This window comes from Pseudomonas sp. MMS21 TM103 (genome assembly GCF_022132145.1).
GTDB lineage: Bacteria > Pseudomonadota > Gammaproteobacteria > Pseudomonadales > Pseudomonadaceae > Aquipseudomonas.
Window position 1 is genome coordinate 60,102 of the sequence record NZ_JAJISP010000006.1, and the last position, 22,056, is coordinate 82,157.

The following is a 22,056-nucleotide window of genomic DNA, read 5'->3' on the forward strand; positions in this document are numbered from 1 at the left end:
GGGTGGGCTGATGAACGCTCTGCAGGCTTTGTTTACCGGCCCCTTCCTTGGCACACCTGCCTGGTTCTGGCTGGCCTTTATTGCCATCGTTCTGGCGCTGCTGGTATTCGACCTCGCAGTACTCCACCGCGATCAGCACGAGATTGAAATGCGCGAAAGCCTGCTGCTGTACAGCGGTTACTTCAGCGCGGGCCTGCTGTTCGGCGGCTGGATCTGGGGAGAACTCGGGGCGAGCAAGGCACTGGAGTTCTACACCGGCTTTCTGGTCGAGCAATCGCTGTCGATGGACAACGTGTTCGTCATGGCGATGATTCTCGGGTTCTTCGGCATTCCTCGGCGCTACCAGCACCGGGTGTTGTTCTGGGGCATCCTTGGCGTCATCGCGCTGCGCGCGATCATGATCGGCCTGGGTACGGTTCTGGTGCAGCGGTTCAACTGGGTTCTCTATGTATTCGCCGTCTTTCTCCTGCTGACCGGGATAAAGATGCTGTTCGGCCGTGAAGTGGAGCGCCCGGACCTGGCGCAAAACCCAGGGCTCAAATTCTTGCGCCGGCATATCCGAGTCACCGATGAACTGCATGGTGGGCGCTTTCTCGTGCGCCTGCGTGACCCGGTCAGTGGCCAGCTGCAGCGCTATGCCACCCCACTGTTGCTGGCACTGGTGCTGATCGAACTGGCTGATCTGGTCTTCGCGGTGGACAGCGTGCCTGCGGTATTCGCCATCACCCAGGATCCGTTTATCGTCTACACCTCAAACATCTTCGCGATCCTCGGCTTGCGCGCCCTGTACTTCGCCCTGGCCGCGCTGATGCACCGCTTTATCTACCTGAAATATGCGCTGGCATTGGTGCTGATCTTTATCGGCGGGAAGATTTTGCTGCACGGGTTCATGGGTAAGATTCCCGCTGTGGTCTCACTTGGCGTAACCTTCGGCCTACTGGCAAGCGGGGTGTTGCTTTCCCTCTTGAAGACTCGCAACAAGTTGGTATGAGGGGCGCTGGATGGATGTACGAATCGAGAACCTGCAACGCCAGGGCCGCACGCTCTGGCAAGTGCGCGTGGGCCTGCGCGGCGTAACCTTTCATGAAGAACTGGCAGCGCGCACCTTCGCCGCCCAACTGCATCAGCGCCTGCTCTGGTTGCGCGAGCTCGCCGAATGCGAATCCGGTGATCGTCAGCCGCACTGAACCAGGTAATGGCGTATGCGCTATGAACGGCCAATGCAGCGCCGCGAATTCACTGCATACCCTTGAGGCACTCGCTCAAGGGCCGCGGGTACTCGACGCCATAGCCTTGTACATAGTCAACGCCCAACTCAGCCAAACACTCACGGATACTGACGGTTTCGACGTACTCGGCAATCGTTTTACGGCCCAGTAAATGAGCAATTTCATTGATCGACTTGACCATCGCCAGATCACTTGGCGAACGTTCAATCTCCCTGACGAAACTGCCATCGATCTTGACGAAATCCACGGGCAGCCGCTTGAGGTATTCGTAGGAGGAAAAACCAGTGCCAAAATCGTCGATAGCAAAGGTGCAGCCTAGGCGTTGCAGGTAACGCACCAGGTCGGCCGTTTTGGTCAGGTTGGCCACTGCGGCGGTCTCGGTGATTTCGAAACGGATTCGCTCCGGCGGCACATCGTAATCCTCAAATAGGGTTTCAATGAAGTGCAACAGCTTGTCGTCATTCAGGCTGCTGCCGGATAAATTGATCGATACCCCGCTTGAACATGTCCAGAAGTTCGGATGTTGCGCCAGCTCAGTGAACACCCGCTTGAGTACCCAGCGGTCGACCTTGGTCATGCGGTTATAGCGCTCGGAAGCGGTAATGAAGTCGAGCAGAGTGACTTCATTCTCCATGACCAACAGCACTTCATAATGAGGCAACTGGTCGTACAAGCCTGCCGCAGGGGCAATTTGCTGCGCGCGCAGGCTGAGTTCGCCGCGCTCGATAATGTCGTCCACCCGCCCGGCTATGGCTATCAGCTCGGTGTGCACGCCATCGATCTCCTCGGTATAGGTATGTACACAGTTGCGACCCAAGTTCTTCGCGGTGGCGCATGCCGTTTGCAGATCGCGAAACAGATTGACCACATCGTGACGCTCGCTCATCAGCACAATCCCGACACTCATGGTGGTTGTGTGCGAACGCCCCTCCCATTCGAATACATTGGCCTCGGTAGCTGCGCGCAGGCGTTCGGCCAACTGGCCGGCCAGGTAGTCATCTGGCTGAGTCAGGGCCACGGCGAAGTCCGCCCCGCCGATACGCGCGAACGTCGCCGTCTCGGGCAACTGGGTCACCAGCAATTCGGCAATCTGCTTGAGGTAGGCGTCGCCCGCCACATGGCCTAGGCGGGAATTCAACAGGCCAAACTGGTCGATGTGTCCATAGATAAAGGCATTCGTCTCGCGAGAGGCCAGGGCCTCAGCGATTGCGTTCTCGAAACTGCGGCGATTGAGCAAGCCGGTGAGCTCGTCGTGGCTGCGGGCATGGGCGATGTCGCGGTACAAATTGCCAACGATATCCTCCAGGTGTTTCTGAATCACGCCAACGCCATGCGGCTCGGGCGCCGATGTCCCGAGCCAGCCGGAGGCGAACCTGGCGATCAGTTCGTCACTGCTGAGGCTGCCAGCTTCACGCCCCTGGCGGTCGACCAGGATGTAGTGATCGGTTATCGAATTGGCCCAGACCAACTGCAGGTACTTACCACTTTGAGTCACCAGCCAGTCGCCGGCCGTGAGCTGCTGCACGCGCTCGCGCCAGCGTTGCTGGTCAGGCGAGTAACGCGGCGCGGGCGGCGCTGCCACGGGGGACGGCAAGTTGACCAGTGCGATCGGCTGATCGCCGACCAGCTGTTCCTGCAATTGCTTGAGCACCGGGGTGTGACGGAACTGTCCGGGCAGGAAGCTCTCCATGCGCTTGCGCAGCAACTCCAACACCGGCTCGGTCTCGAACGCCCGCTCGACTCGGCTGGCGCTGTAACCCCAGGCATTGGCATCGGCCTGCAACCAACCGTTGAGTTGACGCAACACGGCCAGGTCATCTAGCCATTCGAAGCTCTCTTGGCCCTGGCGAATCAGCTCGTGCACCAGCAATTCGCGCCAGCCGATGTCCAGCCAGTCGAGCAGTACCTGTGGTGCCCGCAGGCCAAACAGTTTCGACAGCTCACGACCGACATGCTGCCTGGCTTGATCGAGCACATCTCGCCCACGGATGTACTGGCGCACGCGATCGGCGTTATTGCTGTAGGCGCGCTGTTGCACCGCCAATAGTTGCTCGAGTTCCTGGTCGCAACGCATGAACACGCTGCTGTCGCCGCTGTAGTCGGCGACGATGCTGTCGATCAACTGCTGTACGCGGTCTTCGAGAATCTTGTTGGGTGGCTCGGAAAAATCACAGAGCCGCATCACCTTGTCCAGCGTGGCGCGTACAGGATGGGTCGAGTCGGCAAAGGCAGCGGGATCGAGCATGGAGGCTTGAACGACCGGTACCAAGAGCCGGCGCAGGGCTGGCTTTACATTGCTGGCAATCGTCGTTTCCAGCTCGATATGCTGGAACAGCTCAGCCACCACCCCGGCATCGGCGCTCTGACGCGGCGACAGCACGGCACCGGCCGCGCTCAATTGCTGCAGAAATGCATCCGGCGACCAGCCTTGCTCAGGCGGAGTGAGACGCTGCATCTGGGCCAATGCAGCCTGCAGCACGGACGCATCCGCTCCAGCCTCGACAGCGGCACTCTCGTCTCCGGCCGCATCCGCACCTGGCTCAGAATCGGCGCCTACCGCGCGTAAATGCTCGATTGCCCGGTAAGGCGCATCCGGCGCCGCGCTGGGCGGCGCGCGCCGTCGTTCCTGAGCGGGCAGCACCACCGGATCGATCAGCGGCTCTATCTTGAAACTGTCGAAAACCTTGTCCACCTGTTCGAGGTAGACTTTCAAGTCACTGGCGAGTACCTGCGCCGCAGCCGCATAGAACAGTTCGCGAACCAGGGGCAACTGCTCGCGCAACTGCAATTGAGCCTGCAACGTGCGCACCATGAACTCCAGCGACAGTGGGCTTTCCCGATCTTTCGCTTGCGCGCCGGTGGCTGTATTCAACTTGGCACAAATGCGCCATTCCAGGACGCCCAAGGGCTCACGCAACTGGCGCACCAATCGGCGCGCCTCAAGCATCTCTTCCACTTCGCCATCATCGACCAGTTGCCACTGGCTGGCATCTGTCGGCGCCTGCGCCTGCGCGATAATGCCGACGGCGATCAAGCCACGCACCGCCTTGACGGTTTCGACGATGGTCCGCTGGCGCAGCGAGACGCACAGTCGCAGGAAATCCTCGCAGCCCTGGGCCTCCTTGTTGCTGCGCGCCAGCAGGCGTTGCTCATTCAGGGAATGAATGGTGGCGTCGATCAGCCCCTCCAGACAGCGGGGCAGATAAGCGCCCACAGCCTGCCCCACGGCATCCATCACTGGCGTCTGCTGCTGCGTCTGCATCCCTCCTCCCTCACGCATGGTCTTGTCCAAAGTGCGACAAGCTCCCGCTGCCGCAGATCAACTATAGACCCCTGGGTTGAGTTCGGCCGGTGGTGCGCGGCATTTCAGGCGTTTTTCAGCTGTTGCTCGCGCCGGGGCGACCCGCAGGGTGCAGAGCCGATACTGCTGCAGCAACGACAAGGCCCGCCTATTTGGCGGGCCTTGTCGTGATGTGGCGGGCAACCGGAGCAACGGCTGCGGCGTGCTTATTTCGCCATGTATTTGCCGATCTCGAACTTGCCAATCGCCGCGCGGTGCACCTCATCCGGGCCGTCGGCCAGGCGCAAGGTACGCTGCATGGCGTACCAGTAGGCCAGCGGGAAGTCGTTGGAGACCCCGGCACCGCCATGAATCTGGATGGCACGGTCGATCACCTTGAGCGCAACGTTCGGCGCCACCACCTTGATCTGGGCGATTTCGCTGGCGGCAATCTTGTTGCCGACGGTGTCCATCATGTAGGCCGCATTCAAGGTCAACAGGCGCGCCATGTTGATCTCCATGCGCGAGTTGGCAATGTGATCGATGTTGCCGCCCAGGCGTGCCAGTGGTCGGCCAAACGCGGTGCGATTGACCGAACGTTCGCACATCAGTTTCAGCGCGCGCTCGGCCATGCCGATCGAACGCATGCAGTGGTGGATACGGCCTGGGCCGAGGCGACCCTGGGCGATCTCGAAGCCGCGGCCTTCACCGAGTAGCACGTTCTCGTAGGGCACCCGTACGTTCTCGAACAACACTTCGGCGTGACCATGGGGCGCATCGTCGTAGCCGAAGACCGGCAGCGGACGCACGACTTTGACCCCTGCGGCGTCCATGGGCACCAGGATCATCGAATGCTGCTGGTGACGCGGCGCATCCGGGTTGCTCAGGCCCATGAAAATCATGATCTTGCAGCGCGGATCGCAGGCGCCGGAGGTCCACCACTTGCGCCCGTTGATCACCCATTCGTCACCCTCGCGCACCGCGCTGGCTTCCATGTTGGTGGCATCCGATGAAGCGACGCCCGGCTCGGTCATGGCGAAGGCGGAGCGGATTTCGCCACTGAGCAGCGGCTTCAGCCATTGCTCTTTCTGCGCCTCGTTGGCATAGCGCACCAGCACTTCCATGTTGCCGGTGTCCGGCGCGGCGCAGTTGAACGGCTCGGCACCGATCAGTGAGCTGCCCATGATTTCGGCCAACGGTGCGTATTCGGTGTTGGTCAGGCCGGCACCGAGTGCCGACTCCGGCAGGAACAGGTTCCACAAGCCTTCGGCTTTGGCCTTGGCTTTCAGCTCTTCCATGATTGCGGTCGGCTGCCAGCGGTCGCCTTGATTGACCTGCTGTTCGAAAACGGCCTCGGCCGGATAGACGTGGGTTTCCATGAACGCGGTGACGCGCTCACGCAGGTCCTGAACCTTGGGGGAGTAGGCGAAATCCATGGGAGCTACCTTCTGCGGGGTTGTTTGGTGAGGTGTCATGCACTGTGGAAATGATGCTAGAACAGGGACTAAAATTTATCTAACCTATTCTCACCGTGTATAAACATTCATCACCGATATATGATCCACGAATACCGACAACTCTCGGAGCAAGCGCGGAATGAATCTGAACAAGGTCGACCTCAACCTTTTTATCGTCTTCGATGCCATCTACACCGAGGCCAATCTGACCCGTGCCGGGCAGATCGTTGGCATCACCCAGCCGGCCGTGTCCAATGCCCTCGCCCGCCTGCGCGAGACCTTCAACGACCCCCTGTTCGTGCGTACCGCCCAGGGCATGGTGCCCACGCCGATGGCGCAGAACATCATTGGTCCGGTGCGCAGCGCCTTGCAGCAGCTGCGTATCTCGGTACAGGAAAGCCGCATCTTCAATCCGGCCCAGGCCAACAAGACCTACCGCATCAGCATGACCGACCTTACCGAGGCAGTGGTGCTGCCCTCCTTGTTCCAGCGCCTTCGCCGCCTGGCACCGAATGTCAGCCTCGAGTGCATGCTCGCCCGTCGCCGTGACACCACCAAGGAACTGGCCGCGGGCCGCCTCGACTTTGCCGTCGATGCGCCGCTCAATACCGATCCCCAGGTACGTCACGTCAAGATGATGGAAGACCGCTACGTCTGCGCCATGCGCAGGGGCCACCCCCTGGCCAAGGACAAGATCAGCCTGGATGAATACCTGTCGCTGACCCACATCCAGATTTCCAGCCGCCGCAGCGGCCTCGGCTATATCGACCTGTCGCTGGGCAAGATCGGCCTGAAACGGCGGGTCGCCCTGCGCTCCCAACATTACCTGATGGCCTCCACCGTGCTGCAGAACACCGACATGGTTATCACCGTGCCGGAACGCTTCGCCCGGCGTAATGACCTGCATTACATGGAGCTGCCGGTCAATGATGTGCCGGCCCTGGAAACCCACCTGTACTGGCATGAAAGCACCGACCAGGACCCGGCCAACCGCTGGATGCGCGAGCAGATCATCGAGATCTGCCAGCATGTCATCGCCCAGGAAAAGAAACTCGATAAAGCTTTAAGTTAACGCTGCAAGCCATTGATAAAAAAGCCCCGAATCCGGGGCTTTTTTATCAACAGCCCCTCTCATGCGCTTTCGCGCAGCACCAGTTCGAAGCCCACATCGATGCAGTGCGCCGCCGGCTGCTCGCCGCGCATCAGGGTGAGCAACATCTCCCCGGCCAACTGGCCAATGCGGCCACGGATGGTACGCACGGTGGTCAGCGTCGGATGCACCCAGGCGGCGGCCGGCAGATCGTTGAAACCGGCAATGGCCAGGCGCTGCGGCACCGCCAGGTCGAGCTGACGCGCGCGAAACAATGCCCCCAGGGCCAGGTCATCGTTGTTGAAGAACACTGCATCTATCTCTGGGTGTTGAGCCAGCAAGCGGTCCAACAGATTCGCCCCCAGGCCAATCGACGACAGTTCCGGGGTGAGCAATTCCAGGCTCGGATTATAACGCCCGTGCGCCTGCATGCACTGTCGATAACCTTCGGCACGCTGCAGGGTTCGCGGGTCGAGTTGGGCGGCGGCGAAGGCGATATGCCGGTAGCCACGTTCGATCAATGCGTTGGTCATGGCCGCGCCAGCATCCAGTTGCGAGAAGCCGACGCAGTATTCGTCCTCGGCATCGCTCAACTCCATCATGGTGACGATGGGGCCGCGACAACCGCCAAGAATCTCCCGCGCCGTGTCGCTGCGCTCGAAACCGGTGAGCAGCAGACCGGCCGGCTGATGCGCCAGATAGGAACGTAGCAAACGCTCGTCTTCCTCGGGCCGATAGTGGCTGACCCCGATCATCATCTCGAAGCCGGCAGGCATCAGCACCCGCTGGATCGCCTCGACGGTGTCAACGAAGACCGAGTTGGACAGTGACGGAATCAGCACCGCCACCAGATTCGATTTGGAACTGGCCAACGCCCGCGCGGCCGGATTCGCCACATAGCCGAGTTCCTTGGCCGCCTGCATGACCTGTGCGCGCAGCGCATCGGAAACCCGCTCCGGTTGCGACAAGGCGCGCGAGGCGGACATCAGCGAGCAGCCAGCGGCCTTGGCCACATCGGACAGGGTGATGCGTTCGGCGGAGCGACGACGACGTGGGCTCATGGATACTTCCCTGGAAAAGGCAGGCGAGTCTAGCAGCGACTGGCATCTGCCGGGTGAGCAGTGCGCACCCGGCGGAGCATGCCGGGTGCGCGCCACACGGCTCAGTTCGAGGTTTTCGCCAACTCGGCCTGCACCTGGTCGAACAGTGGCTGGCCGACCGTATCGATCACCTGCTGGATCGCCGGCTTGGCCCGTTCGCGCATGCGTTGCACCTCATCGTCACTGATCTGGTTGACCTGCATGCCGTTGTCCTTGAGCTGGGCCAGCGCCTTGGCCGCTTCTGCGCGGGTGTCCAGGCGCTCGAAGTCGCGGGCCTTGAGCGCCGCATCCATGATGATGCCCTGCTCGGTCTGCGACAGGCCGTCCCACCAGCGCTTGGAGGCGGTGACGATCCACGGGCTGTAGACATGGTTGGTCACGGTCAGGTACTTCTGCACCTCGAAGAACTTCGACGAGAGGATGGTGTTGAAGGGGTTTTCCTGACCATCGACCGCCTTGGTCTCCAGCGCGGTGAACAGTTCGGAGAATGGCAACGGCACGGCGTTGGCGCCCATCAAGTTGAAGGTCTCGAGGAACACCGGATTAGGCATCACGCGTAGCTTGATCCCGGAGAAATCCTCCAGCTTGGTGATCGGCCGGGTGTTGTTGGTCATGTTGCGAAAGCCGTTTTCCCAGTAGACCAGGCCGACCAGGCCCTTCTCTTCCAGCTTGTCCATCACCTGGCGCCCGACCGGACCATCCAGCACCGCATCGGCCTGCTGCTCGCGGGTGAACAGGAAGGGCGTATCCCATACCGCCATTTCCTTGGTGATGCCGACCAGGGTGGCGGTGGAACCGACCATCATTTCCTGGGCGCCACCAATCAGCGCGCTCTGCATCTGGTCGTCCGAACCCAGGCTGGCCGCGGCGTAGGTGCGCATCTTCAATTTGCCGTCGGAGGCCTTGGCGATTTCCTCGGCGAACAGCTTGGCCGCCCGGCCCTGGTTGCTCTGTTCGTTGAGGCCGTAGCCGAAGCGAATCATTCGCGAGCGGACTTCATCGGCCTGCGCGGTGAGCGTGGCCAGTGGGCTCAACAGCATGGCCGCGGCCAGAACGGTAATCAGTGGACGTTTCATCAGCAAGTGCCTCTTATTGTTGTGGGAAGTAAAACGGCTATTTTTTGTGCAACCTACAACGGGATGCCCGGCAGCTTGCCACCGGGCGCGGAAAACAACGGTTTCAGCGCAACCATGCCAGCGGTACCGTGACGATGGCCGGGAACGCGATCAGCAGCGCGACTATGCCCAGGTAAATCAGGAAGAACGGCATCACCCCGCGCACCAGGATTTCCATGCGCAGCCTGCCAATGCCTCCGACCACGTTGAGCACAGTGCCCACCGGCGGGGTGATCAGGCCAATGGAGCCGATCAGCACGAACATCACGCCGAAGTACACCGGATCAATGCCGGCCTTGATCGCGATGGGAGCCAGCACCGGCGCCAGAATTAGGATGGTCGGGGTCAGGTCGAGGACCATGCCGACCGCGATCATCAGCAGCATGATCGCCAGCATCAGCAGGTGCGGATGGTTGAGCAACGGCCCGAGCATGGCGCCGATTTCCTCGGGCAACTGGGCCAGGGTGACCATATAGGCCGACACCGTGGCTGCCGCGCAGAGGAACATCACCGAGGCGGTGGTGCGACTGGCACGGGTCATGGTTTCGCTCAGCGCCGCCCAGTTCAGCTCGCGATAGAGCAGGGTCGACACCGCCAGGGCGTAGACCGCCGCCACCACCGCCGCCTCAGTCGGGGTGAAGATGCCGAAGCGCAGGCCGCCGACAATGATGACCGGCAGCATCAGCGCGGCGGCGCCGTCCACCAGCGCGTGACGGCGTTCGGCCTTGCTCGCCCTGGGCGGAGTCGGCTCGGTGAAACCGCGGGCGATCAGGGTCCAGGCGACGATCAGGCCACCGCCCATGATCAGACCCGGCACCAGGCCGGCCATAAACAGCTGACTGATCGAGGTATTGGTCACCACACCGTAGATCACGAAGGGCATCGACGGCGGGATGATCGGTGCAATGATGCCGCCAGCGGCGACCAACCCCGCCGAGGAATGCAGCGGATAACCACGCTGGCGCATCATCGGCAGCAACAAGGTTGCCAGCGCCGCGGTATCGGCCAGGGCCGAGCCGGACATGCTCGCCAGCAGCACCGCCGCGGCGATCGCCACATAACCCAGGCCGCCACGCAGGTGGCCGAAGTAGGCCTGGGCCATGGCGATGATGCGCCGGGAAATACCGCCGGCATTCATCAGCTCGCCAGCCAGGATGAAGAAGGGTACGGCCAGCAGCGGGAAACTATCGGCCCCGGCGAGCAGGTTCTGCGCCAGCAATTGTACGTCCCAGAACTGCAAGTACCACATCAGCACCGCGCCGGTAAGGATCAGGGCGAAGGCAATGGGCATGCCGAAGGACATGAAGCCCAGCAGTGAAGCAAGGAAGACAGCGACGGTCATCAGCGGGTCCTCGGTGGGCAGTGCCCGATATTGTTAGGTAATGAATGCAACGCGAAGAACCGCTCAATCAGCCGTGACATTGGCCAGCGCGGCAGCCTGCTCGACAGGTCTGCGCCAGACGTTGACCAACTGCACCAGCGCCAACAGCGCCAGCACCACCATGCTGGCCAACACCGGGATCATCGCCAGCACCACCGGGTAACCGACCACCGTGCTGTGGTTGCCCCAGCCGTACTGCACCTGGCTCCAGGCGCCCAGGGCCGAGAGCAGGCTGGCGACTATCACCAACAGCCAGCTGGCCGAGTCGAGCAAACGGCGGGCGGCATGGGGAAAGCGGTCGCGGATCATGCGAAAGCTCATCAGTTCGCCGCGGCGCATGCTCGAGGCCACCCCGACGAACACCAGCCAGACGAAGGCCAGGCGCGACAGTTCCTCGACACCGGCCCAGCCAGTACCAAAGGCATAGCGCAGCACCACGTTGATGAATACGGCGACCACCATGAAGGCCATCAAGCCAGCCATCAGGCCGTCGGTGAGGCGGTCGAATACCTGCGCCAATCCGCCGGTATAGATGGGTTCGGTCGTCAGTTGCGGCGCATGGTTAGCGCTATCAAGTGGCTGCGCAGAAAGGTCCACTTGCGCCTCGATCTCCTCACCCGTGGCGTCGCGGCGTGCCCAGGCACAGATCTGCGCAACCACCTCGGCGCGGCTCTGCGCGGCGCTGACGCTGGCTACATGGGCCTCGCCGCGGGGTGACTCAAGGGTACTGAACTGGCTATCGACCAGCGAGATCGGCATGAAATGCCCGGGGCGAGCCCCCACCCGCTGCAAGGCGGTAGCCCGATCGATATCCAGGTGGGCGAACTGCAAGCCCGGCACGGCGGCGCGCAGCCGCTCGCGGTAGCTGCGTTTGAGCGCCGAACAGGCGAGCACGAAGCCCTCACCTTCAGCCTGGGCGGCCTGCATCTCGCGACTCAACGCATCCAGCCAGTGGATCCGGTCGTCATCGGTGAGGGCAGTGCCGGCGCGCATCCGTTCGACGTTTGCCTCGGGATGGAAATGATCAGCTTCGATATGCCGCCAGTTAAGTTCGCTGGCCACGGCCTGGCTGATTTCGCTCTTGCCGGAGCCACTCACGCCCATGACTACCAGGGTGCGGCGTGCCGGATTGACGGCGGTGGCAGGATTGACTGTCTGCATGGGTTCTCCAGGGCGCCATCGGTGTGGGGCCGCTCATTGTTTGAATCGATGTTAGCGCTAACCATGTTGTTCGACAAGCCTCGCGCAAGACAATTATCGAAAAGCCGCCGGGCGGCACCTGGTCACCATTCAGGCTGGTCGAACCCGTCTGCGGGATAGCGCTCAGAACCCGGCCAGAGTGAACCCGGGTGTGCGGCGAGCATTTCACGAGGCGTTGCCACACTTCCACATGAAGACTATGATTATCAATAAGTCTATATATGGAGACGCCAGCATGACTGCTGCCGCGCCACGCAACGCTCCAGCCCTCGACATCGAGTCGCCCAAGGCCGGTCAGGTCGCGCTGAAATTCTTCTTCAACCTGATGAACAAGTGGCAGTGTTCGGTCGAGGAGCAGATGGTGCTGCTGGGCTCGATTGGCCGCAGCACCCTGTACAAATACCGGCAACTGCCGGAGGTGCGCCTGCCCCGCGACACCATGGAGCGAGTCTCCTACCTGATGGGTATTCACAAGTCCCTGCGCATCCTGTTCGGCGACAAACCCTCGACCTATGAATGGGTGAGAAAAGCCAACAGTGAGGCGCCGTTCAACGGCAGCAGTGCACTCGAGCTGATGCTCGCCGGCGGTGTAGTCGACCTCGCCGACGTGCGCCGTTACCTCGATGGGGTCCGGGGTTGAAGCAGACCCTGCCCGCCTGGCCGCGGGCCTATCGCCTGGTCTCCAGTGCCTTTCCGCCGATCTCGGTGTTCGAGGATGTGCTGGATGCCGCCGACCTCGAGCAGGCGTTCCTGATCGAGGGCCTGACCAACGACCGCCTGCGCGAAGAAGCCGGCCTGCTCGCTCACGTGGCGCCAGCAGACCGGGTCAGCGGCCCCGGTTCGTCGCCGCTGATGGCCGCCTTCACCCATGTCGGCGCGATCAGCCGCTTCACCGCCGGCCAGTATGGCGTCTACTACTGTGGCGACAGCCTGCACACCGCGGTGGCGGAAACCCGCTACCACCGCGAGCGCTTCCTGCGCGCGACCCATGAGCCGAGCCTGGAGCTGACCCTGCGGGCCTACGTCTGCCGGGTGGTCAAGGCACTGGACGATATTCGCCAGGATCACGAGCAGCTGCACGACCCGGATCCGGCCGCCTACCCGATTGCCCAGCGCTTCGCCGCCGAGCAGCGCAAGCGGGGTTCCTGGGGCCTGCTCTACCGCAGCGTGCGCCACCCCGCCGGCGAATGCGCCGCCCTGTTCCGCCCGCCGGCAGCGAGCATCCCGCACCAGGGCGTGCACCTGCGCTACGTCTGGGATGGCAAGCTGCAGCGGATCACCGACGTCTTCACCCTTAAAACCATCGCCTGAATTAGCCGTCCATTCTCAGGGCCTGGGCAGCTGTCTGCCTGCTACCGCCACCTACCGGATCTCATCCATGTTCAAGAAAAGCGTCAACGCCCTCCTCACCACCTGGCTAGCCGGCTTGATCGTCTTGCTGCCGCTGGCCTTGAGCCTGACGCTGCTGTCCTGGCTGGTCGGCCTGTTGAACCGGGCAATCGGGCCGGCCAGCTATATCGGCCAGGTGTTTTCCAGCATGGGCCAGCCATTCGCCAGCAACGCCTACCTGGCGTACACCTTGGGTACAGCGGCGCTGCTGATGGGCATCTATGCCCTGGGCCTGGGCGTGCAGCTCGGGCTGCGCCGCCCGCTGCAATGGCTGACCGACCTGACCCTGCGGCGCATTCCACTGTTCGGCAAGCTGTACAACCTGGCGGATCGCTTCGTCGACCTGCTGGAGAAGAAGGAAGGGGCCGACATCAACGCCATGAGCCCCGTCTGGTGCCTGTTCGGTGGGGATGGGGTCGCCGTGCTGGCGCTGATGCCCAACCCGATACCCATTGATATCGATGGCCGCAGCTATTACGCGGTCCTGGTGCCCACCGCGCCCATCCCCATCGGCGGCGGCCTGCTGTATGTACCGGTGGAATGGGTCAAGCCGGCCAATATCGGCGTCGATGCCTTTACCAGCATTTATCTGTCCATGGGCATCAACCCGCCACCACAGAGCCCGCGCACAGTCTAGCCAGCAGCCCCGTGCGGCGCCTTTGCGCGCACGAGGCGACCTGCCGGGGATCTAGAAACTGCGCGCGATCACCAACCGTTGCACGTCGCTGGTCCCTTCGTAGATCTGGCACACGCGCACGTCGCGATAGATCCGCTCCAGCGGAAAGTCCTTGAGGTAGCCGTAGCCGCCGAGGGTCTGCAGCGCCGCCGAACAGACCCGCTCGGCCATCTCCGAGGCGAACAGCTTGGCCATCGAGGCCTCGGTCAGGCACGGCAAGCCGGCTTCGCGCAGGCTGGCAGCGTGATGCACCATCTGCCGCGCCACGGCGATCTGCGTCGCCATGTCGGCCAGGCGGAACGCCACCGCCTGGTGCTCGATGATCGGCTTGCCGAAGGTCTGCCGCTCATGGGCGTAGTCGCGCGCCGCCTCGAAGGCCGCACGGGCCATGCCCACCGCCTGGGCGGCGATGCCGATGCGCCCGCCTTCCAGATTACCCAGGGCGATACGGTAGCCCTGGCCCTCCTCGCCCAGGCGCAGGCTGGCCGGCAGGCGCACCTCGTCGAACTGGATCTGGCAGGTGTCCGAGGCGTGCTGGCCGAGTTTGTCCTCGACCCGCACCACCGAATAGCCGGGGCTGTCGGTGGGCACGATAAAGGCGCTGATGCCCTTCTTGCCGGCCGCCGGATCGGTTACGGCGAACACGATCACCATGCCGGCGTGGCTGCCGGAGGTGATGAACTGCTTGCTGCCCGTGAGCACATAGTGCTCGCCGTCGCGCCGCGCGCGGGTGCGCAGGTCGCTGGCGTCCGAGCCGGCCTGGGGTTCGGTGAGGGCGAAGGCGCCGAGCATGCGCCCCTCGGCCAGCGGCTGGAGGAAGCGCCGTTTCTGCTCCTCGCTGCCGTATTTCAGAATCGGCATGCAGCCCACCGAGTTGTGCACGCTCATGATGGTCGAACAGGCGCCGTCGCCGGCGGCGATCTCCTCCAGGGCCATGGCGTAGGCCAGGTGGCCGGTCTGGGCGCCGCCCCAGTCTTCCGGTACCAGCATGCCCATGAAGCCCAGCTCGCCCATCTCGGCGATGGCCTCGGCGGGGAAACGGTGCTCGCGGTCCCAGTCGGCGGCGAAGGGCTTCAGCCGCTCCTGGGCGAACTGGCGGGCCATGTCACGGATCTGCAGGTCTTGTTCTGATGGAATCATGGGGCTCTCCCGGTTCAGTTGAGCAACTCGATGGCCATGGCCGTGGCCTCGCCGCCGCCGATGCACAGCGAGGCGACGCCGCGCTTGAGGTCGTACTGCTGCAGGGCACTGAGCAGGGTCACCAGGACCCGCGCGCCGGACGCACCGATCGGGTGGCCGAGGGCGCAGGCGCCGCCATGCACATTGAGCTTGTCGTGGGGGATGTCGAGGTCGCGCATGGCCGCCATCGGCACCACGGCGAAGGCCTCGTTGACTTCGAACAGGTCGACCTGGCCGATTTCCCAGCCGGTGCGCGTCATCAGGCGTTGCAGGGCGCCGACCGGCGCGGTGGCGAACAGGTTCGGCGCGTGGGCGAAGGTGGCGTGTCCGCGGATCGCCGCCAAGGGCTTCAGGCCGCGCTTCTCAGCCTCGGACAAGCGCATCAGCAGCAACGCGGCGCCACCGTCGGAGATCGAACTGGCATTGGCCGCGGTCACCGTACCGCCCTCGCGGAACGCCGGCTTGAGGGTGGGAATCTTGTCCGGGCGGGCCTTCGGCGGCTGCTCGTCGCTGTCGATGCTGCGCAGGTCGCGGCCGATCTTGGCCTCCACCGCAACAATCTCGGCGTGGAACCGCCCGGCGTTGATGGCCTGCTGCGCGCGGGTCAGCGAAGCGATGGCGAAGGCATCCTGCTGCTCGCGGGTGAAGCCGTAAGTCTGGGCGCAGTCCTCGGCGAAGGTGCCCATCAGCCGGCCCTTGTCGTAGGCGTCCTCGAGACCGTCAAGGAACATGTGGTCGAGCACCCGGTCATGACCCATGCGGTAGCCGCTGCGTGCACGCTCCAGCAGATAGGGCGCGTTGGACATGCTCTCCATGCCGCCGGCGATCACCACCTCGGCGCTGCCGGCGAGCAGCAGGTCATGGCCGAACATCGCCGCCTTCATCCCCGAGCCGCACATCTTGTTTACTGTCGAACACACCGTGCCCTGGCTCAGGCCCGCGCCCAGCGCCGCCTGACGCGCCGGCGCCTGGCCCTGGCCGGCCTGCAGCACGCAGCCCATGATCACCTCGTCCACCGCATCGCTGGCCAGGCCCGCGCGTTCGAGGGTGGCACGGATCGCCGCGGCGCCCAGTTGCGCGGCCGTGACCGACTTGAAGTCGCCGAGGAAGCCGCCCATGGGCGTGCGTGCGGCGCTGACGATGACTACCGGATCCTGTTGCTTGCTCATGTTCGTTGCCCTCATCGGCGGGTTTCGCTGCGCGTTACCCGATCTGTCTCTGGCCCGCTAGCTAGCACTATCGAGCCCTTATAGTAGTTGGACCGCTTTATTTGGCCGCCATGCGCAAGGCGCCATCCAGGCGGATGACCTCGCCATTGAGCATGGGGTTCTCGATGATGTGCCGCACCAGCGCGGCGTATTCGTCCGGGCGGCCCAGGCGCGGCGGGAACGGCACGTTGGCCGCCAGCGAATCGCGCACCTCCTGCGGCATGCCGGCCATCATCGGCGTCTCGAAGATGCCCGGGGCGATGCACATCACGCGGATCCCCGAACGCGCCAGGTCGCGTGCCGCCGGCAGGGTCAGGGCGGCCACGCCGCCCTTGGAGGCGGCATAGGCGGCCTGGCCCATCTGCCCGTCGAAGGCGGCGACCGAGGCGGTGTTGACGATCACCCCGCGCTCGCCCTCCTCGTTCGGCTCGCCCCGGGCCATGGCCTCGGCGGCCAGGCGCAGCATGTTGAAGCTACCAATCAGGTTGATCTGGATCACCCGGCTGAAGCTGTCCAGGCCATGGGCGCCGTTGCGCCCCAGGACCTTCTCCGCTGGCGCCACGCCAGCGCAGTTGATCAGCCCGTGCAGGCCGCCAAAGGCTTCCAGTGCCGCAGCCACTGCACGGCAGCCATCCTCCTCGCGGGTGATGTCGGTCTGCACGAAGCGCGCCTGGGCGCCCAGCTCCGCGGCCCGCGCCTCGCCGGCCTCGGTGTTGATATCGGCCAGCAGCACCTTGGCGCCCTGCCCGATCAGCGTCCGGGCGGTGGCCAGGCCCAGGCCGGAGCTCGCACCCGTGATTAGAAATACCCGGTCTTCGATACGCATGCTTGTGGTTCCTTGTTCAGTTAACGGCCGCCTGGGCCTTGGCGATTTCCTGATTGCGCAGGAGAAAGCGCTGGATCTTGCCGCTGGGGGTCTTGGGCAGCTCGTCGACGAACTCGACTTCGCGTGGGTAGGCATGCGCCGACAGGCGCTTGCGCACATGCTGCTTAAGCTCTTCAGCCAGTGCGGCGTCGGCGCGGAACTGCGGTTGCAGGACGACGAAGGCCTTGACCAGTTCGGTGCGCTCCGGGTCCGGCTTGCCGATCACCGCCGCCTCGATTACCGCCGGGTGCTCGATCAGCGCGCTCTCGACGTCAAACGGGCCAACGCGGTAGCCGGAGGTGGTGATCACATCATCGCTGCGGCCGACGAAGCTGATGCTGCCGTCCTCGTTCAGTTCGACGGTGTCGCCGCTGAGGTAGTAGTTGCCGACGAAAGCCTTGGTCGGCATGTCCTGATAACCGGGAAACCAGAACAACGGCGAACGCGTCCGGTCCAGCGCGAGGATGCCCGGCTGGCCATGCGGCAGCTCGCGCTGCTGTTCGTCCAGCACCACCACGCGGTGCCCGGGAACGGCGAAACCGGCGGCGCCGAGGCGTACCGGATGGGCCAGTGCATGATGGTTGCACAGCACCATACCCAGTTCGGTCTGACCATAGTGGTCGTGGATGCAGGTGTCCAGGCCGTCGGCGAACCAGCGGATCACCTCCGGGCTCAGCGGCTCGCCGGCGCTGCTGACCGCGCGCAGGCGCCTGCGCAGCAGCGGCTCGACCTGCTGCTTGGCGGCCAGCAGCAGGCGGAAAGCGGTGGGCGAACCGGCCAGGTTGCTGATGGCGTACTTGCGGATGATCCGGCAGGTGCTCTCCACCGTGAACGGCCCTTCGTAGAAGGTGGTCGGGTGGCCCATCGCCAGCGGGCCGGTCACCGCGTAGTAGAGGCCGTAGGCCCAACCGGGATCGGCCAGGTTCCAGAAGGCGTCCTCGGGGCGCAGGTCGACCGCCTCGCGCATGTAGCCGACGAAGGCCAGGATCGCCTTGAGCGGCACCGACACCGGCTTGGCCAGCCCGGTGGTGCCGGAGGTGAACATCATCAGGAAGGGATCGTCGGCCGAACGCAGCACCGGCTCGAACTCGGCCGAGTGACGCTCCAGCTCGGCCCAGAAGCTGAAGTCACCGCGCTGGATGCCCTGTCCCTTGGCGCCAGCGACCGTGACCAGCAGCGGTGCACCCTCGACCTCGTCGAGTTTGCCGCGATTGACTCCGTCAGTCACCACCACCTTGGCGCCGGAACCCTGCAAGCGGTGCTCGATGGCCTTGGGGCCGAACGCGGTGAACAGCGGCTGGTACACCGCGCCCAGGCGCCAGGTGCCGAGGATGGTGATCAGCAGCTCGACGTTGCGCGGCAGCATGCCCGCCACGCAATCGCCGGGGCCCACGCCCTGGGCCTGGAGGAAGTTGGCGAAACGCGCCGCCTGCTCCTGCAGCTCGCAGAAGGTGTAACTGGCACTGCTGCCGTCGCGGCCTTCCCAGAACAGCGCGATGCGCCCCGGCAAGGCATGCCGGTCGCAGCATTCGACACAGGCGTTGAGGGCGTCGAGGGAACCGGCCAGGGTGGTGGCGGCCGTGCTGGGCAGATCGAAGTCGCGGGCAGTGCTCAGGTAATCCTGCATGTCGGAGACTCTCGGTTTGTTGTTGTCCCTGAATAGTCGCGGCGCCTGCGTGCGGCGACAATGTCGACAGGCGTCTATCGGCCTGAGCGATTTGGACAACTGGACTTAGAGGTTGTGAAAATATCGAGTGCCGTCGCGAGAGCGTCTCCAGGTGTTCGCGGCAAGGCGCGCTACGCGAAAAATGGGGGAGTTTAGTGAGCTAAATGACCCCCCGTTTTTTGCTTAGCGCAACGCCAGCAGCGGGCGCCTGGGGGCGGTCGCAGTAGGCGAGAGTTTTTCACAAGCTCTCAGACTGGGGGCTGCTGCTCGGGATGCATCAGCGCGCGGTACTGCCCCGGGGTGGTGCCGGTCCACTTCTTGAACGCCTTGTAAAAGGCGCTGCTGTCGGCGAAGCCCAGATCGAAGGCCAGCTCGGTGAAGTTGCCCTCGCCGCTGTCCAATCGGGCGATGGCCTGGTCGCGCCGCACCTGATCCTTGAGACCCTGGTAGGACTGGCCCTCGAGGGCCAGTTTGCGCCGCAGGGTCGAGGGCGCCATGAAGAAATGACTGGCGAGCGCCTCGAAAGCCGGCCAGCGCTCGGCCTTGAGGCTGCGCAGGTAGACCTTGATCCGCGCCGCATGGCTGCGCGGATCGCGGTAACGCACCAGGATGTTGGCCGGCGCGCCGGCGAGGAAGCGCTTGAGTTCGCGCTCGCTGCGGCGCAGCGGTTGCTCCAGGCACTCGGCATTGAACAGCAGGCGACTGCGCGGCCGGGCGAAGCGCAGGTTGCTGCTGAACATCACCCGGTAATCCTCGAGGTAGTCCGGCGCCTGGCAGTGCAGCTCGACCGCCAGGATCGGGATACGCCTTCCGGCCAGCCAGCAAGCCAGGCCGTGCACGATCATCCACAGGGTGAAACAGCCGAAGGCGCGGCAGGCTTGCCCCGCTGGCTCGTCGATGACGATCGCCGCCATCCCGCCCTGGCGCTCCAGGCGCGGGGTCAGGCCATCGAACACCAGGCCGAGAAACGCCAGCGCAGTGTCCAGGGCCGCGCCCAGGGTCGGCTCGCGCGAGGCGGCGCGGGCCATGAAGGCGTAGCTGCCGGACTTCATCCGCCGCGGGTTCATGCCGAAGAACTCGTCGTCCATCGCCTTGGCCAGCGCCAGCCACAGGCGCGCATAGGCCTGCGCGGAGACCCGCGCATAAGGCTTGTTGAGCAATTCGGGGGCGATCCCGGCCTGGGTCAGCAGCGCGTCGCAGTCCTGACCCCGGGCGCGCCATTGCTGCAGGGCTTCGCCGACCAGGCGCACGGAGATGGTGCCCTTCTCGACCGCAGTCGCCGTCATGCCCACGCCAGGACCGCCGCCATCAGCTAGCGCCCTGCTCCAGCTCCGCCAGCATCAGTTCGCGCATGCGGTACTTCTGCACCTTGCCGGTCACGGTCATGGGGAACTGATCGACGAACCTGAAGTAGCGCGGCACCTTGAAGTGGGCGATGTGGGCCTTGCAGTAGGCGCGCAGGGTCTCGGCATCGCAGGCGTGGCCCGGGTGCAGTTGCACCCAGGCGGCGATCTCCTCGCCGTACTTGGCGTCGGGCACGCCGATCACCTGCACGTCGGCCACCGCAGGGTGGCCGAAGAGGAACTCCTCGATCTCCCGCGGATAGACGTTCTCGCCGCCGCGGATGATCATGTCCTTGTTGCGCCCGACGATGCTCAGGTAGCCCTGCTCGTCCATCACCGCCAGGTCGCCGGTGTGCATCCAGCGCGCCGGGTCGAGGGCCTCGGCGGTGGCCTGCGGGTTGTTCCAGTAGCCAAGCATGACGCTGTAGCCACGGGTGCACAGTTCACCGACCTGCCCGCGCGGGACGATGCGGCCCTGCTTATCGATCACCTTGCTCTCCAGGTGCGGCTGGGTCCGGCCGACACTGCTGACCCGACACTGCAGATCGTCATCGGCGGCCGTCTGGGTCGACACCGGGCTGGTCTCGGTCATGCCGTAGGCGATCTGCACCTCGGCCATGTGCATCTCGCCGATCACCCGCTTCATCACCTCGATCGGGCAGGTAGAGCCGGCCATGATCCCGCTGCGCAGGGTGGACAGGTCCAGGCCGGCACGCTCCGGCAGATCCAGCTCGGCGATGAACATGGTCGGCACGCCGTAGAGCACCGTGGCCCGCTCCTCGGCCACCGCCTGCAGGGTGGCCAGCGGTTCGAAGGCGGCCCCCGGGTAGATCATGGTGCTGCCATGGGTCAGGCAGCCGAGGTTGCCCATGACCATGCCGAAGCAGTGGTACAGCGGCACCGGGATCACCAGGCGGTCGTGTTCGCTCAGGCCCAGGCTCTCGCCAACCATATAGCCGTTGTTGAGGATGTTGTAGTGGCTGAGGGTCGCGCCCTTGGGCGCGCCGGTGGTGCCAGAGGTGTACTGGATGTTGATCGGGTCGTCGAACTGCAGCAGCGCCTCGCGCGTGGCCAACTGCTCGGCGCTGACCGGGCTGGCCAGGCCCGCCAGCTCATGCCAGCAGAGGAAGCCGGCTGGCGCTCGCTCAGCCAGGCTGATCACCCCGCGCAGCTCCGGCAGCCGCGTACTGTGCATCTCGCCCGGCTGGCTGGCGGCCAGTTCCGGCAACAGTTCGGCCAGCATGGCGTGGTAGTCGGAGCTCTTGAAGGCATCGGCGCTGACCAGCCAGCGGCAGCCGGAATGCTTGAGCGCGTACTCCAGCTCGCTACCGCGGTAGGCCGGATTGATGTTGACCAGAATCGCGCCGATCTTGGCGCTGGCGAACTGGGTGATGCACCACTGGGCGCAGTTAGGCGACCAGATGCCGACCCGTTCCCCCGCCTCGACGCCCAGCGCCAGCAGCGCACGGGCGCAACTGTCGACCTGCTCGGCCAACTCGGCCCAGGAATAGCGCAGGTTCTGGTGGCGCACCACCAGGGCCTCGCGCTCGGCGAAGCGCGCCACCGTCCGGTCGAACGCCTGGCCGATTGTCATGGCCAGCAGCGCCTTGTCCTGCGGGCCGCGGGTATAGCTGGGGTGATTCATGGCTTTCCCTCTTGTGCTTGTAATGGGGTGGCCTGCAGAGCGTAGAAGCCCAGGCGAGAATCCAGCCTTATCCTTACGTTAACGGCAAGCTATAGCAAGACCGCGTCGACCGTCCAGTCACCCATTGGTCGCATGGAGCAAACGCCCGCAGCGACGCCGGGCACTTGCACCGCCGCCCTTGGCGCTAGGCCATAGGGCCACCTGATTCGCAGCGCTTGCGCTGCCCGAACCCG

The 22,056-nt window shown here is 64.2% G+C and carries 18 protein-coding genes; 6 read left to right on the top strand and 12 right to left on the bottom strand.

The window, feature by feature from the left end; all coding sequences use genetic code 11:
- Positions 1 to 10 precede the first annotated feature (10 nt).
- Positions 11 to 991: a TerC family protein gene (locus tag LJY18_RS17705; RefSeq protein ID WP_238043112.1), complete on the top strand. Its 981-nt coding sequence runs from the start codon at positions 11 to 13 to the stop codon at positions 989 to 991.
- Between the two features lie 10 nt (positions 992 to 1,001).
- Entirely contained in the window at positions 1,002 to 1,187 is a 186-nt protein-coding gene (locus LJY18_RS17710; RefSeq protein ID WP_238043113.1) for a hypothetical protein, read from the top strand.
- A 49-nt stretch (positions 1,188 to 1,236) separates the two neighbouring features.
- Here the strand turns inward: LJY18_RS17710 and LJY18_RS17715 are convergent, their stop codons facing one another.
- Positions 1,237 to 4,491: a DUF1631 family protein gene (locus LJY18_RS17715; RefSeq protein ID WP_238043114.1), complete on the bottom strand. Its 3,255-nt coding sequence runs from the start codon at positions 4,489 to 4,491 to the stop codon at positions 1,237 to 1,239.
- A 245-nt stretch (positions 4,492 to 4,736) separates the two neighbouring features.
- Positions 4,737 to 5,945 (bottom strand): acyl-CoA dehydrogenase, encoded by a 1,209-nt coding sequence (locus LJY18_RS17720; RefSeq protein WP_238043115.1) that lies wholly within the window; start codon positions 5,943 to 5,945, stop codon positions 4,737 to 4,739.
- Positions 5,946 to 6,105: 160 nt separating this feature from the next.
- On the opposite strand from LJY18_RS17720, the gene LJY18_RS17725 reads away from it, so the two are divergent.
- Entirely contained in the window at positions 6,106 to 7,038 is a 933-nt protein-coding gene (locus LJY18_RS17725; protein ID WP_238043116.1) for a LysR family transcriptional regulator, read from the top strand.
- A 59-nt stretch (positions 7,039 to 7,097) separates the two neighbouring features.
- On the opposite strand, the gene LJY18_RS17730 is transcribed toward LJY18_RS17725, so the two are convergent.
- The 4 genes from LJY18_RS17730 to LJY18_RS17745 form a co-directional block, all read right to left on the bottom strand.
- Positions 7,098 to 8,117, bottom strand: a complete 1,020-nt coding sequence (locus LJY18_RS17730) for a LacI family DNA-binding transcriptional regulator (protein WP_238043117.1) — start codon at positions 8,115 to 8,117, stop codon at positions 7,098 to 7,100.
- Positions 8,118 to 8,218: 101 nt separating this feature from the next.
- Positions 8,219 to 9,232 (bottom strand): TRAP transporter substrate-binding protein, encoded by a 1,014-nt coding sequence (locus LJY18_RS17735; RefSeq protein ID WP_238043118.1) that lies wholly within the window; start codon positions 9,230 to 9,232, stop codon positions 8,219 to 8,221.
- A 103-nt stretch (positions 9,233 to 9,335) separates the two neighbouring features.
- Positions 9,336 to 10,613: a TRAP transporter large permease gene (locus LJY18_RS17740; protein ID WP_238043120.1), complete on the bottom strand. Its 1,278-nt coding sequence runs from the start codon at positions 10,611 to 10,613 to the stop codon at positions 9,336 to 9,338.
- Between the two features lie 63 nt (positions 10,614 to 10,676).
- A complete protein-coding gene (locus tag LJY18_RS17745; RefSeq protein WP_442964505.1) occupies positions 10,677 to 11,756 on the bottom strand; it encodes a gluconokinase, GntK/IdnK-type in 1,080 nt (359 codons plus the stop codon).
- 331 nt (positions 11,757 to 12,087) lie between these two features.
- On the opposite strand from LJY18_RS17745, the gene LJY18_RS17750 reads away from it, so the two are divergent.
- The 3 genes from LJY18_RS17750 (at position 12,088) to LJY18_RS17760 (ending at position 13,878) form a co-directional block, all read left to right on the top strand.
- Complete coding sequence (locus LJY18_RS17750; protein WP_238043123.1) at positions 12,088 to 12,492, top strand: MbcA/ParS/Xre antitoxin family protein; 405 nt, start codon at positions 12,088 to 12,090, stop codon at positions 12,490 to 12,492.
- A complete protein-coding gene (locus LJY18_RS17755) occupies positions 12,489 to 13,163 on the top strand; it encodes an RES family NAD+ phosphorylase (protein ID WP_238043124.1) in 675 nt (224 codons plus the stop codon). Before LJY18_RS17750 ends, LJY18_RS17755 begins: the two co-directional genes overlap by 4 nt.
- A 67-nt stretch (positions 13,164 to 13,230) precedes the next feature.
- Complete coding sequence (locus LJY18_RS17760; protein ID WP_238043125.1) at positions 13,231 to 13,878, top strand: DUF502 domain-containing protein; 648 nt, start codon at positions 13,231 to 13,233, stop codon at positions 13,876 to 13,878.
- A 51-nt stretch (positions 13,879 to 13,929) separates the two neighbouring features.
- Here LJY18_RS17760 and LJY18_RS17765 read toward each other — a convergent pair whose 3' ends face one another.
- From LJY18_RS17765 to LJY18_RS17790, 6 genes are all read right to left on the bottom strand, one after another.
- Positions 13,930 to 15,057 (bottom strand): acyl-CoA dehydrogenase family protein, encoded by a 1,128-nt coding sequence (locus LJY18_RS17765; protein ID WP_238043126.1) that lies wholly within the window; start codon positions 15,055 to 15,057, stop codon positions 13,930 to 13,932.
- 14 nt (positions 15,058 to 15,071) lie between these two features.
- The gene (locus LJY18_RS17770) at positions 15,072 to 16,265 is read right to left on the bottom strand and encodes an acetyl-CoA C-acyltransferase (protein ID WP_238043127.1); all 1,194 of its coding nucleotides are present in this window, start codon (positions 16,263 to 16,265) and stop codon (positions 15,072 to 15,074) included.
- A 97-nt stretch (positions 16,266 to 16,362) separates the two neighbouring features.
- Entirely contained in the window at positions 16,363 to 17,130 is a 768-nt protein-coding gene (locus LJY18_RS17775; RefSeq protein WP_238043128.1) for a 3-hydroxyacyl-CoA dehydrogenase, read from the bottom strand.
- Between the two features lie 16 nt (positions 17,131 to 17,146).
- Positions 17,147 to 18,796 (bottom strand): acyl-CoA synthetase, encoded by a 1,650-nt coding sequence (locus LJY18_RS17780; protein WP_238043129.1) that lies wholly within the window; start codon positions 18,794 to 18,796, stop codon positions 17,147 to 17,149.
- A gap of 287 nt (positions 18,797 to 19,083) precedes the next feature.
- Positions 19,084 to 20,121 carry an AraC family transcriptional regulator gene (locus LJY18_RS17785; RefSeq protein WP_238043131.1) on the bottom strand — a complete coding sequence of 346 codons (1,038 nt, stop codon included), beginning with the start codon at positions 20,119 to 20,121 and terminating at the stop codon, positions 19,084 to 19,086.
- A gap of 22 nt (positions 20,122 to 20,143) precedes the next feature.
- On the bottom strand, positions 20,144 to 21,823 hold the full coding sequence (locus LJY18_RS17790) for an AMP-binding protein (protein WP_238043133.1): 1,680 nt from the start codon (positions 21,821 to 21,823) through the stop codon (positions 20,144 to 20,146).
- Positions 21,824 to 22,056 lie beyond the last annotated feature (233 nt).

Excerpts from the sequence above, each read along its gene's own strand:
- LJY18_RS17705 (WP_238043112.1), top strand. The coding sequence starts at position 11 with ATGAACGCTCTGCAGGCTTTGTTTACCGGCCCCTTCCTTGGCACACCT.
- LJY18_RS17710 (WP_238043113.1), top strand. The coding sequence starts at position 1,002 with ATGGATGTACGAATCGAGAACCTGCAACGCCAGGGCCGCACGCTCTGG.
- LJY18_RS17715 (WP_238043114.1), bottom strand. The coding sequence starts at position 4,491 with ATGCAGACGCAGCAGCAGACGCCAGTGATGGATGCCGTGGGGCAGGCT.
- LJY18_RS17720 (WP_238043115.1), bottom strand. The coding sequence starts at position 5,945 with ATGGATTTCGCCTACTCCCCCAAGGTTCAGGACCTGCGTGAGCGCGTC.
- LJY18_RS17725 (WP_238043116.1), top strand. The coding sequence starts at position 6,106 with ATGAATCTGAACAAGGTCGACCTCAACCTTTTTATCGTCTTCGATGCC.
- LJY18_RS17730 (WP_238043117.1), bottom strand. The coding sequence starts at position 8,117 with ATGAGCCCACGTCGTCGTCGCTCCGCCGAACGCATCACCCTGTCCGAT.
- LJY18_RS17735 (WP_238043118.1), bottom strand. The coding sequence starts at position 9,232 with ATGAAACGTCCACTGATTACCGTTCTGGCCGCGGCCATGCTGTTGAGC.
- LJY18_RS17740 (WP_238043120.1), bottom strand. The coding sequence starts at position 10,613 with ATGACCGTCGCTGTCTTCCTTGCTTCACTGCTGGGCTTCATGTCCTTC.
- LJY18_RS17745 (WP_442964505.1), bottom strand. The coding sequence starts at position 11,756 with ATGGGCGTGAGTGGCTCCGGCAAGAGCGAAATCAGCCAGGCCGTGGCC.
- LJY18_RS17750 (WP_238043123.1), top strand. The coding sequence starts at position 12,088 with ATGACTGCTGCCGCGCCACGCAACGCTCCAGCCCTCGACATCGAGTCG.
- LJY18_RS17760 (WP_238043125.1), top strand. The coding sequence starts at position 13,231 with ATGTTCAAGAAAAGCGTCAACGCCCTCCTCACCACCTGGCTAGCCGGC.
- LJY18_RS17765 (WP_238043126.1), bottom strand. The coding sequence starts at position 15,057 with ATGATTCCATCAGAACAAGACCTGCAGATCCGTGACATGGCCCGCCAG.
- LJY18_RS17770 (WP_238043127.1), bottom strand. The coding sequence starts at position 16,265 with ATGAGCAAGCAACAGGATCCGGTAGTCATCGTCAGCGCCGCACGCACG.
- LJY18_RS17775 (WP_238043128.1), bottom strand. The coding sequence starts at position 17,130 with ATGCGTATCGAAGACCGGGTATTTCTAATCACGGGTGCGAGCTCCGGC.
- LJY18_RS17780 (WP_238043129.1), bottom strand. The coding sequence starts at position 18,796 with ATGCAGGATTACCTGAGCACTGCCCGCGACTTCGATCTGCCCAGCACG.
- LJY18_RS17785 (WP_238043131.1), bottom strand. The coding sequence starts at position 20,121 with ATGACGGCGACTGCGGTCGAGAAGGGCACCATCTCCGTGCGCCTGGTC.
- LJY18_RS17790 (WP_238043133.1), bottom strand. The coding sequence starts at position 21,823 with ATGAATCACCCCAGCTATACCCGCGGCCCGCAGGACAAGGCGCTGCTG.